Below are 13,363 nucleotides of genomic sequence, written 5' to 3' on the forward strand. Positions count from 1 at the left end.
TGCCCAGATGGTGAAATTGGTAGACACGCCAGCTTCAGGTGCTGGTGACCGCAAGGTCGTGGAAGTTCGAGTCTTCTTCTGGGCACCAATTCAAGCTTCAAGGTTAAGGCCTTGAACCTCACAGAAACCCGCGAAAGCGGGTTTTTGCGTTTCTGGGTATTGGAAAGCAGACACGAATGCATTCGAGGCATTGAAACCGCTTTCGCGAGCAGGCTCGCTCCCACAGTTGACCTCAAGCGCCCACAGATTCTGCGTTCACTGTAATCCCCTGTGGGAGCGAGCCTGCTCGCGATTAGGCCAGCTCAAACAACGCTAAGCCCTGAACTGCCCCAGGCTGGCCTTCAACTGCGCCGCCAGACTGTCCAGCACCTTGCCGCTGGCAGTGGTCTCAACGACAGCCTGGGCCGCCTTCTCGGCCTGGGCATGGATGGTTTCCACCCGCCCACGCACCGCTTGCGCGCCCTGGGCTTGATGGGCCGCCGCCTGGGTCGCCAGACCGATGGCCGCATGCACCTGCTCGACGGACGCCTGCACCGACTGCTGCAGCCGCGCGCTGTCACGCAACACCAACAAACCTTCGCTGGCCTGACGCCCCGCCTGGCCAATGGCGGCCACCGCCTCGCGAGCGCCTTGCTGCAAGGCCACGATGTGCGCCTGGATATCGCCCGTCGAGCTCTGGGTCTTGCTCGCCAACGCCCGCACCTCGTCCGCTACCACCGCAAACCCGCGCCCGGTTTCCCCGGCCCGCGCCGCCTCGATGGCCGCGTTCAGGGCCAGCAAGTTGGTCTGCTCGGCAATGCCATGAATCACCGTCAGCACCACTTCAATCTGTTCGCTCTGCTGCGCCAGCCGCTCGATCACTTTCGCCCCGGTGTCCACCTGGCCGGCCAGCGCTTCGATCAAGCCGCCCACCTTGGCCGAAGTCCGGGTGTTTTCATCGGTGGCCTGGCGGATTTCCACCACTTGTTGCAGCGCCGCCTGCATTGCCTGACTTTCCGATTGAGCTTCGTCAGCCATTTGCGACAGCGCACGCAGGCTCTCGGCCACTTCATCGCGCTGCATCCCGGCCGCCGCGTCGGCGCCGGAGTTGCGCAAGGTCATCGCGCCGATTTCCACACCGGTACGCTGGGCCACATCGCCCGCCTCGCGCACGATGGGTTGCAACTTATCCACAAAGCGATTGACCGCCGAGGCCATGTCGCCGATTTCGTCCTTGCTATTGATTTGCACACGCTTGGTCAGGTCACCCTCGCCCGCCGCCAGGTCGTTCATGGCGGCGATCAGCAGCTTCAAGCGATTGACCACTCGACGCCCCAGCACCACGGCCAGCAGCGCCAGCACGCCGAAGCCCACCAGCGCCAAGCCCAGGCCGATGCGCCAGCGCAAAGTGCCTGCGGCCTCCTGGACAGTGGAGGCGGTATTGGTTTGCATCTGCGTGGCCGTGGCCTGGGCCGACTCCAAGCGACCGCGCATGGCGGTGGCGCTGTCAGCCGCCGCGCCTTTGAGACTGTCGCCGACCAATTGGTCGCTGCTGGCGATCAAGGCCGAGAAGCGCTGGTCCAACGCCTTCAGGTCGGTTTCAACGGAAGCCGTGGAAACCCCCATCAAGACCTTGCCGATCTCTACGCCGTTGGGGTTGATCGAGGCTTCCAGGTAATACACAGACGGATCGTTTTTCGCCGCGTCCAGCACCTTGTCCAACGCCCGCTCGCCCTTGCCCTTCTCCAGCAGCGCCTTGTTGATCGGGTTTTCCCGGTTCAGGTAGCGAGTCAAGTGCTCACCATTGGCGTCGTCATAGATGACGAACAGCACGTTGGGATTGCGCTGGGCCCGACGGGCGAATTCAGAGAGGGTGGGCACGTCGTTATCCCACATGGCGCGCGGCGCAACGGACGCCAGGAGTTGCGCCATATCATTGGCGGAATCCCTCAAGTCCTTCTCCAACGTCCCACGCAACTGCGCCTGCTCGTCCTTCAGGCGAGCGGACAGCCCGGCGTTCAGTCGCTGGCGGGTATTGGCGGACAAGCTGTCCAGGCTCGACGTGACTTCGCGCCCGGCCTGCTCCAGCTCGGTGGAAAGCTTCTGGCTGTCCGCCCCCAGCCGCGCGCCAAGGTCAGCTTCCAGCGCCGTGACGGTGCTTCGGGTCAGCGCAACGGCCACCAGCACCTGCACCAAAAGGGCGATACCCAGGGTAACGAACACAGGCCGCAATAAACGGCTTTGTAACAGTGAGAGAACGGCCGACACGTGAAATCCCTCTACCAAACGCCATTAATTTGATGGCACTCGGAAAAGCGGTGCCTTAATGGAGTTGCATAGCAAGTGTCGTGCCGCCCGGCAGGCAGAAACGACAAAGGACCCTAATGAGGGCCCTTTGTGTGTTACATCAACGACTTATCAGGCAAACGGATGACGCAGAACGATGGTTTCGTTGCGGTCCGGCCCCGTCGAAATAATGTCGATCGGCGCGCCGACCAACTCTTCGACGCGCTTGATGTAGTTGCGCGCGGCCACCGGCAGCTCTTCCAGGGTCTTGGCGCCCACGGTCGATTCGGTCCAGCCCGGCATCTGCTCGTACACCGGCTCCAGGCCGATGTAGCTGTCGGCATCGGTCGGTGCGTCGATGACAGCGCCGTCCTGGTTCTTGTAGCCCACGCAGATGTTGATGGTTTCCAGGCCGTCCAGCACGTCCAGCTTGGTCAGGCACAGGCCCGAGATGCTGTTGACGTCGATGGCGCGACGCAGGATGACGGCATCGAACCAGCCGCAACGACGGGCACGGCCGGTGGTGGCACCGAACTCGTGGCCACGCTTGGCCAGGAAAGCACCGACGTCGTCGAACAGCTCAGTCGGGAATGGACCCGAACCGACGCGCGTGGTGTAGGCCTTGGTGATGCCCAGGATGTAGTCCAGGTACATCGGGCCGAAACCCGAACCGGTGGCGATGCCGCCGGCGGTGGTGTTGGAGCTGGTGACGTACGGGTAGGTACCGTGGTCGATGTCCAGCAGCGAACCCTGGGCACCTTCGAACATGATGTCCTTGCCGGCGCGACGCAGCTCGTGCAGCTCGGCGGTGACGTCGAGCATCATCGGCTTGAGCAGCTCGGCGTATTCCATGCACTCATCCAGGGTTTTCTGGAAGTCGATGGCCGGCTCTTTGTAGTAATTGACCAGGACGAAGTTGTGGTAGTCCAGCAACTCACCCAGCTTGGCGGCGAAACGCTCACGGTGGAACAGGTCACCGATGCGCAGACCACGACGGGCCACCTTGTCTTCGTAGGCCGGGCCGATGCCACGACCGGTGGTGCCGATCTTCAGCTCGCCACGGGCCTTTTCACGGGCCTGGTCCAGCGCAACGTGGTAGGACAGGATCAGCGGGCAGGACGGGCTGATACGCAGGCGCTCGCGCACCGGTACGCCTTTTTCTTCCAGCTTGATGATTTCCCGCAGCAAGGCGTCGGGCGCAACCACCACACCGTTGCCGATCAGGCACTGGACGCCTTCGCGCAGCACGCCCGACGGAATCAGGTGCAGGACGGTTTTCTCACCGTCGATGACCAAGGTGTGGCCTGCGTTGTGGCCACCCTGGTAGCGCACTACGGCGGCAGCATGTTCGGTCAGCAGATCAACGATCTTGCCTTTGCCCTCATCACCCCACTGGGTGCCCAGGACTACGACATTCTTACCCATAACACTTGTCCTCATTCGCGCAAACTTGGTGCCGGCTTCGGCCGGCGGGAAAACTCAAGAAGCCAGCGGCAATACTTGCCAAAGCCCGTTCTGCTGAATCAATTGCCGGTCGCAGTCCGCTTCACGGGCGGCGGCCAAAGGTTGCCCTGGCAAAGCCTGGACAACACGCTGACCCTCACTGCGCAACTGGCAGACCGCCTGCCAGAGTGCCGCATCCGTACTGTCAGGCATCCAGATACCGCCAGACGGTAGCTCGACTTCAGCACGCCCCAGGGTCACCAGGGTTTTCAAATCGGTGGAGAAACCGGTCGCCGGACGGGCACGACCAAAGTCAGCGCCGATGTCGTCATAGCGGCCGCCCTGGGCGATGGACTGCCCCACGCCCGGTACGAAGACCGCGAACACGACACCGGTGTGGTAGTGATAACCGCGCAACTCGCCCAGGTCGAAATACAGCGGCAACTCGGGGAAACGCACCGACAGACGCTCGGCAATCGCCAGCAAGTCGTCCAGCGCGGCCAACACCGGCGCCGGCGCATGGGCCAGGCGTTCACGGGCCGCGACCAATACTTCACGCCCGCCGCACAGGCCCACCAGCGCCCGCAGCATGCCCGACAGATCGGCCGGCAGGCCCTCGGTCAGGCTGATGACTTCGTCGATGGCCTTGCGTTGCAGGGCATCGAACAGCTGTTGTTCAACTTCGCCGGACAAACCGGCCGCACGGGCCAGGCCGCGATAGATACCGACATGCCCCAGGTCCATGTGGACATCCGGCACGTCAGCCAGTTGCAGCATGGCCAGCATCAGGCTGATGACTTCCACGTCGCTGCTCGGGCTGGCATCGCCATACAACTCGGCGCCCAATTGGATCGGGCTGCGCGAAGAGGACAAGGCGCGCGGCTGGGCATGCAGCACACTGCCGGCGTAGCACAGGCGGCTCGGGCCCTCGCGGCGCAGGGTGTGGGCGTCGATGCGCGCCACTTGCGGCGTGATGTCGGCACGAAAGCCCATCTGCCGACCCGACTGCGGGTCGATTACCTTGAAGGTGCGCAGGTCCAGGTCCTGGCCCGCGCCGGTGAGCAGGGATTCCAGGTACTCGATATGCGGGGTGACGACGAACTCGTAACCCCAGCTCTGGAACAGATCCAACACCTGCCGACGCGCCACTTCGATACGCGCAGCTTCCGGTGGCAGTACTTCTTCGATGCCATCTGGCAGCAGCCAGCGGTCTACCGTTGCCATTACGCCATTCCCCTATGGTCCGGGCGGCCAGCTTTAGGGCTGGCCTTGAGTGAAGCAGAAAATACCTGCGCCAGGCGCGCAGCTTGGGCAAAAAACGCGCAAGAGCGACGTGACGAATGGCCCATCATCGGCCTCGCCCGGCACTTTCCTCGAAAAACCTGTCGAGTCGTTCAACCCGACGCCTGCACCTATAAAACCGCAATCGAACGTGCAGACGCAAAAAAGCCGGGAATTTCCCGGCTGCCGCATCATACACACGTTTTCCCAAAGGATCACCCCGCCCGACGTTTTAGCCGCCGGGCGGAGTGTCTCAGGTCAACGCCGCATCAAGGCTTGGACTTTTCCAGGTAGTGGAAGAAGTCGCTGCTTGGGTCCAGGACCAGGACGTCGGATTTGTTCGCGAAGCTTTCACGGTAGGCACGCAGGCTACGGTAGAACGCGTAGAACTCCTGATCCTGACCATAAGCCTTGGCGTAGATCGAAGCGGCCTGGGCATCACCATCACCACGGACCTCTTCCGATTCACGATAGGCTTCGGCCAGCAGCACGCGGCGTTGGCGATCGGCGTCGGCACGGATGCCTTCGGCCAGCTCGTTACCCTTGGCGCGGTGCTCGCGAGCTTCACGCTCACGCTCGGTGCTCATCCGCTCGAACACGCTGCGGTTCACTTCCTTCGGCAGGTCGATAGCCTTGACCCGGACATCGACCACTTCGATACCCAGCTCTTTTTCCGCCATCGCATTCAGCGAACGGGTGATGTCGGCCATGAGCGCATCACGCTCGCCGGACACCACTTCATGCAGCGTGCGCTTACCGAACTGGTCACGCAGGCCCGATTCCAGACGACGGGACAGACGCTCGTCGGCGATCTGCTTGAGGCCCGAGGTCGCAGTGTAGAAGCGCTCGGCATCCTTCACGCGCCACTTGGCGTAGGCGTCCACCATCACGGCTTTCTTTTCCAGTGTCAGGAAGCGTTGCGTCGGCGCATCCAGCGTCATCAGGCGAGCGTCGAACTTGCGCACCTTGTTGACGTACGGCACCTTCACATGCAGCCCCGGCTGGACATCAGCCTGGACCACGCGACCGAATTGCAGCAACACCGCGCGCTCGGTCTGAGCCACGATGTAGAAGCAGTTCCAGGCAGCGATCGCCACGACGACACCGACAATAAGGGCGATCAGCGATTTATTGCTCATCAGCGACTCTCCCTGGTACGTGCTTGCTGTTGTTGCAGGTCCGCCGCCGCACGGGTGCTGGCCTCATTGCTGGCCGCCGTCGAACTGGCCGGTGGCGTACTGGTGTTTCGACCGCTCTCGACCATCTTGTCCAGCGGCAGGTACAGCAGATTGCTCTGGCCGTTCTTGTTGCCGGTCACGAGGACCTTGCTGGTGTTGCTGAAGACTTCCTGCATGGTGTCCAGGTACAGACGCTGGCGGGTCACTTCAGGGGCCTTGCGATATTCGGCCACCAGCTTGGTAAAGCGATCGGCCTCACCCTTGGCACGGGAGACCACTTCATCGCGGTAACCGTTGGCATCCTCGATAATGCGCTGGGCCTGGCCACGGGCTTCCGGCACGACGCCGTTGGCATAGGTTTCGGCCTGGTTGCGCGAACGCTGCTCGTCTTCACGGGCACGGATCACGTCATCGAAGGCTTCCTGGACCTCACGCGGTGCCGCTGCGCTCTGGACGTTGACCTGGGTGACGGTGATACCGGTGCGATAGGTATCGAGGAAACGTTGCAGACGCTCCTTGATTTCGCTCGCCATCAGCTCGCGACCTTCGGTCAGCACCTGGTCCATGGCGGTGGAACCCACCACATGGCGCAAGGCACTTTCGGTCGCGTGCTGCAAGCTGATCTCCGGCTGGTCGACGTTCAGCACGAAGTCCTGCAGGTTGGTGATCTTGTATTGCACGGTCAGCGGCACTTCGACGATGTTCTCGTCTTCCGTGAGCATCTGGCCCTGCTTGGTGTACGCCCGCTCACGCGTGACGTTCTCCATGTACTTCTGGTCGATCGGCGGGAAATAGATGTTCAGGCCCGGGCCAACCGTCTCGTAGTACTTGCCGAAGCGCAGCACCACGGCTTGCTCCTGTTCGTCCACGACATAGACCGCGCTGTACAGCCAGACAGCCGCCAGCACGACGAGGCCGATGCCGAGCAGGCCGAAACCGCCGCCCTTGCCCGAGCGACCACCGCCCTCATCACCGCGTTTTTTACCACCACCGAACAAACCGTTCAGGCTTTCCTGCAGCTTTCGGAAGGCCTCGTCGAGATCCGGCGGCCCCTTGCGGTCGCCGTTGTTACGACGCTTGCCACCCCAAGGATCCTGATTATTCGAGTTGCCACCCGGCTCATTCCAAGCCATAGCGCTCTCCATCTGATAAAGCAAAGACGCACCCACGGCGCGCCGACCAATGCTACAGAATGCCTGACACCGCTTTCTCAGGCTTTTATTGCAAAGTGTGTTGCTCGATGAATTCCATCGGTTGCAGCCCTTCGCGACTGACCAGCCGATTGAGCTCCGACCGAGGCAGGCGAACAGCCAGCAGGCAGACACCTTCTTCGTCGTGTTCTTCTTTTTGCACGGCCCCCAGCTCGAAAAACTGCGCACGAAGCCGGGCGAAACGTTGCGGCAACTTCAGGGTGCCGACAAACAGATCATTGCCCAACAGCTCGGCCACGGCCTGCTTGAGCAGGTCCAGGCCGGTGCCGTCACGGGCCGACAGCCAGACCCGTTGCGGCTTGCCATCGGCATCGCGCTGGATCTGCGGCTCCACGCCTTCGAGCAAATCGAGTTTGTTGTATACCTCGAGGATCGGCAAGTCCTGGGCTCCGATCTCGCCCAGCACCACCATCACCTGCTCGATCTGCAGCATCCGGTCCGGCTCGGCGGCATCGATCACGTGCAACAGCAGGTCGGAGTTGCTCGACTCTTCGAGCGTAGCCCGGAAAGCCTCGACCAGCTTATGCGGCAGGTGACGGATGAAGCCCACGGTGTCGGCCAGCACGATCGGCCCGAGGTCGTCCAGGTCGAGCCGGCGCAGGGTCGGGTCGAGCGTGGCGAACAACTGGTCGGCGGCGTAGACGTCGGATTGGGTGACATTGTTGAACAGGGTCGATTTGCCGGCGTTGGTATAACCCACCAGTGAAACCGTCGGGATATCCGCGCGCTTGCGACCGCGGCGCGACTGCTCGCGCTGGCTACGGACCTTTTCCAGCCGCCCCTTGATCTGGCGCAGGCGAACCCGCAACAGGCGTCGGTCGGTTTCCAGCTGGGTTTCACCCGGGCCGCGCAGGCCGATACCGCCTTTCTGCCGCTCAAGGTGAGTCCAGCCGCGAACCAGCCGCGTACTCATGTGCTCAAGCTGGGCCAGTTCGACCTGGAGCTTGCCCTCATGGGTGCGGGCGCGCTGGGCGAAGATATCGAGGATCAACCCCGTGCGGTCGATCACGCGACACTCGAAGACACGTTCGAGGTTACGCTCCTGACTGGGCGTGAGGATGTGATTGAAAATCACCAGATCGACCTGCTCGGCCTTGACCAGGTCGCGCAACTCCTCGACCTTGCCACTGCCGATCAGGAACTTGGCGGTTGGCCGATGACGCGGCACGTTGAAAAACGCGACGGTCTCGGCGCCGGCCGAAAGTGCCAATTCCTGAAACTCCTGCGGATCTTCGCGCGCCTCAGGGTCCTGTCCATCCAAGTGAACGAGAATGGCTCGTTCACCACCACCGTGGCGCTCAAAGAACAAAGGAGGCTCCTATCAGGCGTTACCCGGTTCAGCGTCACCGCCTTCGGATTCGGTTGCGCTAGGCAGACGAATTGGACGAACGGGCACCACTGTCGAGATCGCGTGCTTGTAGACCATCTGGCTGACGGTGTTTTTCAGAAGGATGACGAACTGGTCGAAAGACTCGATCGTGCCTTGCAGTTTGATCCCGTTGACCAGATAGATGGACACCCCAACTTTCTCTTTACGTAAAGTGTTCAAGTAAGGGTCTTGTAGCGAATGCCCTTTTGACATGTGCCGCACTCCTTTAAGGATCAATAATAAAAATCGGAATCAGATGGCTTGGGCCGTCACACCCCCAAGGATAGACGGCAATTGCAAGGACTCAGCTCAATATGGAGATGGTCCCGAGGTATTTCAAGGCGCGTGGCAGATTGTCGCAATCGAGACTGTCGAGCCAATGCAGATCAGTCCAGCTGCGCAGCCAGGTGAACTGGCGTTTCGCCAATTGGCGCGTGGCAATGATCCCACGCTCCTGCATCTCGGCTGACGTCAGCTTGCCGTCCAGGTAATCCCAGACTTGTCGATAACCTACCGCACGTATAGACGGCAACCCGGCATGCAGGTCACTTCGCTCACGCAGGGCTACGACCTCGTCTATGAACCCCTGTTCCAACATTAATGTGAATCTTTGTTCAATTCGCCGATGCAGCACTTGCCGGTTCGCCGGAGCGATGGCCAGATTCGCGACAGTATAGGGCAATTGTTGCAGTCCCGAAGCGGCTGCTTCAGTACTTTGCGCAGTTTGTCGCTGGCGCAGGGCAGTCATGCTCTGGCCACTGACCCGATAAACCTCCAGGGCTCGACTCAGTCGCTGCGGGTCATTGGGGTGAATACGCGCTGCCGATTCCGGGTCGATGACCGCCAATTGCTCGTGCAGGGCTTGCCAGCCCAGGCGCGCGGCTTCTTCTTCAATCTGCGCGCGCACCTCGGGATCGGCCGCCGGCATGTCCGCCAGCCCCTCGACCAAGGCCTTGTAATACAGCATCGTGCCGCCCACCAGCAGGGGGATCTTGCCCCGCGCGGTGATTTCGGCCATGGCCTGGAGCGCGTCACGGCGGAAATCGGCCGCCGAATAGGCCTCGGCCGGGTCGAGGATGTCGATCAGGCGGTGGGGGAATTCGGCCAGCAACGCTTTCGACGGCTTGGCGGTGCCGATGTCCATGCCCCGGTAGACCAAGGCCGAATCGACGCTGATCAATTCGCAGGGCAGGACCTTGGTCAACTCAATGGCCAGGTCGGTCTTGCCGGCGGCGGTCGGGCCCATCAGGAAAATCGCGGGTGGCAACGGGTTCATCAACGACCGCGCAGGAACAGTTTGTCCAGGTCGTCCAGGCCCAATTGGGTCCAGGTCGGCCGGCCATGGTTGCATTGACCACTGCGTTCGGTGTTTTCCATGTCCCGCAGCAGACCGTTCATTTCCGGCAGGGCCAGGCGCCGGTTGGCGCGGATCGCGCCGTGGCAGGCCATGGTGCCGAGCAGTTCGTTCAGGTGCGCCTGGATCCGGTCGCTGGTGCCATATTCCATCAAGTCCGCCAGCACGTCACTGACCAGGCGATTGGCCTCGGCCTGCTTCAGCAACGCCGGGATCTGGCGGATCGCCAGGGTTTCCGGGCCCAGGCGCTGCAATTCGAAGCCCAGGCGCTGGAACCAGGCCACATGTTCTTCGGCGCAATCGGCTTCGCGCTGGCTGACGGCCAGGGATTCGGGCACCAACAGCGGCTGGCCGCTCAGGCCTTCGCTGGCCATGGCAATTTTCAGGCGCTCGTACATGATCCGCTCATGGGCGGCGTGCATGTCCACCAGGACCAGGCCCTGGGCATTTTCCGAGAGGATATAGATGCCCTTGAGTTGCGCCAGGGCGTAGCCCAGCGGCGGGATATCGCCCTGGCCATCGGGCATCGCCGCCGCGCCGGCTTCCGGCAAGGGCTTGAAGAACTCGCGATAGGCCGCCTGGGCCTCGGCTGCGGGCACAGTGGATTGTGGACGCGGGGTGTATTGATACTGATAGCCGCTGCCAGCGCCGCTGCCGGCCGTGTTGTAGCTCGGCTGAGGCTGGGGTTGCTCCAGCAATGCGTTGGCCGCCAAGCGCATTTCGCCCTGGGGCCCGAATTCGCCCGCCTCCAGCCCCGTTGGCCGGACCATGCCCGCCACTGCCGCTGGCGCCGCCAGTTGATCTTCCGGACGTACATCGCCCAAGGCGCGGTGCAAGGTGCCGTAGAGGAAATCGTGGACCATGCGCCCGTCACGGAAACGCACCTCATGCTTGGTCGGGTGCACGTTGACGTCCACCACCGCCGGATCGACTTCAAAAAACAGCACGAAGGTCGGATGCCGGCCATTGAACAGCACGTCGCGATAGGCCTGGCGCACCGCGTGAGCCACCAGTTTGTCGCGCACCGCCCGGCCGTTCACGTAGAAATACTGCAGGTCCGCCTGGCTGCGGGAGAACGTTGGCAACCCGACCCAACCCCACAGGTGCAGGCCATTGCGCTCCACCTCGATGGGCAAGGCCTGCTCCAGGAAACCCGCTCCGCACACCGCGCCCACGCGCCGGGCGCGGGCTGCATCATCGCGGGCCTCGTGCAGGCTGAGGATAGTCTTGCCGTTGTGGCGCAAATGGAACGCCACGTCAAAACGCGCCAGGGCCAGGCGCTTGATGACTTCTTGCAGGTGATCGAATTCAGTCTTCTCGGCCTTGAGAAATTTGCGCCGTGCCGGGGTGTTGAAAAATAAATCGCGCACTTCCACCGAGGTGCCCACCGGATGGGCCGCGGGCTGGACGCGAGAGGCCATGTCGCGGCCTTCGGTCTCGACCTGCCAGGCCTGCTCGGCGTCGCGGGTGCGTGAGGTGAGGGTCAGGCGCGACACCGAACTGATGGACGCCAGCGCTTCACCCCGGAAACCCAGGCTCATGACCCGCTCAAGGTCTTCCAGGTCTCGGATCTTGCTGGTGGCGTGACGCGCCAGGGCCAGCGGCAGGTCGTCGGAGGAAATACCACCACCGTCATCGCGCACCCGCAGCAGCTTGACGCCACCTTGCTCGACATCCACATCGATGCGCTTGGCTCCGGAGTCGAGGCTGTTTTCCAGCAGCTCCTTGATGACCGATGCCGGACGCTCGACCACTTCCCCGGCGGCGATCTGGTTCGCCAGCCGAGGGCTGAGCAGTTCGATGCGGGCGGTGCTGCCGATCACTTCGTCACTCATTGCTTGACCGCCACTTCGTTGCCCGGAATGGTCAAGGTCTGGCCAATCTTGAGCTCATCGCTCTTGAGATTGTTGGCGCTGCGCAAGGTGGCGGGCGACACCTGGTAGCGCACGGCAATCATCGCCAGGGTTTCGCCAGGGTTGACGCGGTGGTCCCGTGGCCCCTGGGCGATCTTGCCGGAATCCCGCAGCCAGGCGATGTAGGTGCCCGGCGGTGGGTTCTGCTGGAAGAACTGTCGCACGCCGCTGCTGATGGATCGGGCCAAGGCCTGCTGGTGGCTGGAGGACGACAGCTTGGACGCCTCGTTTGAATTGGAGATGAAGCCGGTCTCCACCAGGATCGACGGGATGTCGGGCGACTTGAGCACCATGAACCCAGCCTGTTCGACGCGCTGCTTGTGCAGCGGCGTGACACGACCGATGTTGCTCAGGACTTTCTGGCCGACGTTCAAGCTGGAGGTCAACGAGGCGGTCATCGACAAATCGAGCAAGACACCGGCAAGCATGCGGTCCTTGTCGTCGAGGCTGACGTTGCCGGCACCGCCGATCAGGTCGGAACGGTTTTCGCTGTCGGCCAGCCAACGGGCGGTCTCGGACGTGGCGCCACGGTCGGACAGGGCAAACACCGAGGCCCCGAACGCGGCTTTCGAAGGCGCGGCGTCGGCGTGAATGGAGACGAACAGGTCGGCGCCCTTCTTGCGGGCGATCTCGGTACGACCGCGCAAAGGAATGAAATAGTCGCCGGTGCGGGTCAGTTCGGCGCGGAAGCCTTTCATGCCGTTGACCTGGCGCTGCAATTCACGGGCGATGGCCAGCACCACGTCTTTTTCACGTTGCCCGCGCGAGCCCGAGGCCCCCGGGTCCTCGCCGCCATGACCGGCATCGATCACCACGATGATATCGCGCTTGCCGGCCGGGGCCGGTGGCAGCTTGAGCGCAGGCTCGGTCGGGGTCACCGGCACCGCGGGCACCGTGGCAACCTTGGTCGGCGGCGGTGGCGGTGGGTCGGCATCGGCCGGGTTGTCGAACAGGTCCACCACCAGCCGGTTGCCGTACTGGGCGTTGGGGGCCAGGGTGAAGCTTTTCGGGGTCACGGCTTTTTTCAGGTCGATGACCACCCGCAGGTCGGTGGGCGTACGCTGGGCCGAGCGCATCGCGGTAATCGGCGTATTGGCGGTAGCGACGTTCAATGGCGCGCCCAGGGAGGCACCGTTGATGTCGATCACCAGGCGATCCGGGGCGGTCAGGGTGAATACGCTGTGCTGCACCGGCCCCGTCAGATCGAACACCAGCCGTGTGTTGTCCGGCGCCCGCCAGAGGCGAACGCTGTTGACCTTTGTCTCGGCCACAGCATCGACGGCCAGTGCCGTAAGCAACAGTCCTACGACAGCAACCACCGCGCGAAAGCGCATACCAAACCCCATCAT

General features: G+C 62.6%; 10 protein-coding genes and 1 tRNA gene. 1 reads left to right on the forward strand and 10 read right to left on the reverse strand.

Going from position 1 to position 13,363, the window contains the following annotated elements:
• Nucleotide 1 precedes the first annotated feature (1 nt).
• Nucleotides 2-88, forward strand: a tRNA-Leu gene (locus HU767_RS24480).
• A 224-nt stretch (nt 89-312) separates the two neighbouring features.
• On the opposite strand, the gene HU767_RS24485 is transcribed toward HU767_RS24480, so the two are convergent.
• The 10 genes from HU767_RS24485 to HU767_RS24530 all read right to left on the reverse strand — a co-directional run bounded on the left by HU767_RS24485 (nt 313) and on the right by HU767_RS24530 (nt 13,363).
• A complete protein-coding gene (locus HU767_RS24485) occupies nt 313-2,247 on the reverse strand; it encodes a methyl-accepting chemotaxis protein (protein ID WP_186730679.1) in 1,935 nt (644 codons plus the stop codon).
• Between the two features lie 150 nt (nt 2,248-2,397).
• Nucleotides 2,398-3,690: an adenylosuccinate synthase gene (locus tag HU767_RS24490; RefSeq protein ID WP_003186407.1), complete on the reverse strand. Its 1,293-nt coding sequence runs from the start codon at nt 3,688-3,690 to the stop codon at nt 2,398-2,400.
• Between the two features lie 54 nt (nt 3,691-3,744).
• The gene (locus HU767_RS24495; RefSeq protein WP_186730680.1) at nt 3,745-4,932 is read right to left on the reverse strand and encodes an ATP phosphoribosyltransferase regulatory subunit; all 1,188 of its coding nucleotides are present in this window, start codon (nt 4,930-4,932) and stop codon (nt 3,745-3,747) included.
• 326 nt (nt 4,933-5,258) lie between these two features.
• On the reverse strand, nt 5,259-6,128 hold the full coding sequence (gene hflC, locus HU767_RS24500; RefSeq protein WP_053117908.1) for a protease modulator HflC: 870 nt from the start codon (nt 6,126-6,128) through the stop codon (nt 5,259-5,261).
• On the reverse strand, nt 6,128-7,300 hold the full coding sequence (gene hflK / locus HU767_RS24505) for an FtsH protease activity modulator HflK (RefSeq protein ID WP_186707980.1): 1,173 nt from the start codon (nt 7,298-7,300) through the stop codon (nt 6,128-6,130). Before hflK ends, hflC begins: the two co-directional genes overlap by 1 nt.
• A gap of 85 nt (nt 7,301-7,385) precedes the next feature.
• Nucleotides 7,386-8,687, reverse strand: a complete 1,302-nt coding sequence (gene hflX / locus HU767_RS24510) for a ribosome rescue GTPase HflX (protein ID WP_053117904.1) — start codon at nt 8,685-8,687, stop codon at nt 7,386-7,388.
• 12 nt (nt 8,688-8,699) lie between these two features.
• Nucleotides 8,700-8,960: an RNA chaperone Hfq gene (hfq, locus tag HU767_RS24515; protein ID WP_003186419.1), complete on the reverse strand. Its 261-nt coding sequence runs from the start codon at nt 8,958-8,960 to the stop codon at nt 8,700-8,702.
• Between the two features lie 91 nt (nt 8,961-9,051).
• A complete protein-coding gene (gene miaA / locus HU767_RS24520) occupies nt 9,052-10,023 on the reverse strand; it encodes a tRNA (adenosine(37)-N6)-dimethylallyltransferase MiaA (RefSeq protein WP_186730681.1) in 972 nt (323 codons plus the stop codon).
• Nucleotides 10,023-11,936 carry a DNA mismatch repair endonuclease MutL gene (gene mutL, locus HU767_RS24525; protein ID WP_186730682.1) on the reverse strand — a complete coding sequence of 638 codons (1,914 nt, stop codon included), beginning with the start codon at nt 11,934-11,936 and terminating at the stop codon, nt 10,023-10,025. Before mutL ends, miaA begins: the two co-directional genes overlap by 1 nt.
• Complete coding sequence (locus HU767_RS24530) at nt 11,933-13,363, reverse strand: N-acetylmuramoyl-L-alanine amidase (protein ID WP_186707988.1); 1,431 nt, start codon at nt 13,361-13,363, stop codon at nt 11,933-11,935. Before HU767_RS24530 ends, mutL begins: the two co-directional genes overlap by 4 nt.

This window comes from Pseudomonas sp. SWRI179 (assembly GCF_014268705.1).
In the GTDB taxonomy this organism is placed as follows: Bacteria; Pseudomonadota; Gammaproteobacteria; order Pseudomonadales; family Pseudomonadaceae; genus Aquipseudomonas; species Aquipseudomonas zanjanensis.

Bases quoted from the DNA above. Each gene is read 5' to 3' on its own strand.
- HU767_RS24490 (WP_003186407.1), bottom strand. From the start codon at position 3,690: ATGGGTAAGAATGTCGTAGTCCTGGGCACCCAGTGGGGTGATGAGGGC.
- HU767_RS24495 (WP_186730680.1), bottom strand. From the start codon at position 4,932: ATGGCAACGGTAGACCGCTGGCTGCTGCCAGATGGCATCGAAGAAGTA.
- hflC (WP_053117908.1), bottom strand. From the start codon at position 6,128: ATGAGCAATAAATCGCTGATCGCCCTTATTGTCGGTGTCGTCGTGGCG.
- hflK (WP_186707980.1), bottom strand. From the start codon at position 7,300: ATGGCTTGGAATGAGCCGGGTGGCAACTCGAATAATCAGGATCCTTGG.
- hfq (WP_003186419.1), bottom strand. From the start codon at position 8,960: ATGTCAAAAGGGCATTCGCTACAAGACCCTTACTTGAACACTTTACGT.
- miaA (WP_186730681.1), bottom strand. From the start codon at position 10,023: ATGAACCCGTTGCCACCCGCGATTTTCCTGATGGGCCCGACCGCCGCC.
- mutL (WP_186730682.1), bottom strand. From the start codon at position 11,936: ATGAGTGACGAAGTGATCGGCAGCACCGCCCGCATCGAACTGCTCAGC.
- HU767_RS24530 (WP_186707988.1), bottom strand. From the start codon at position 13,363: ATGATGGGGTTTGGTATGCGCTTTCGCGCGGTGGTTGCTGTCGTAGGA.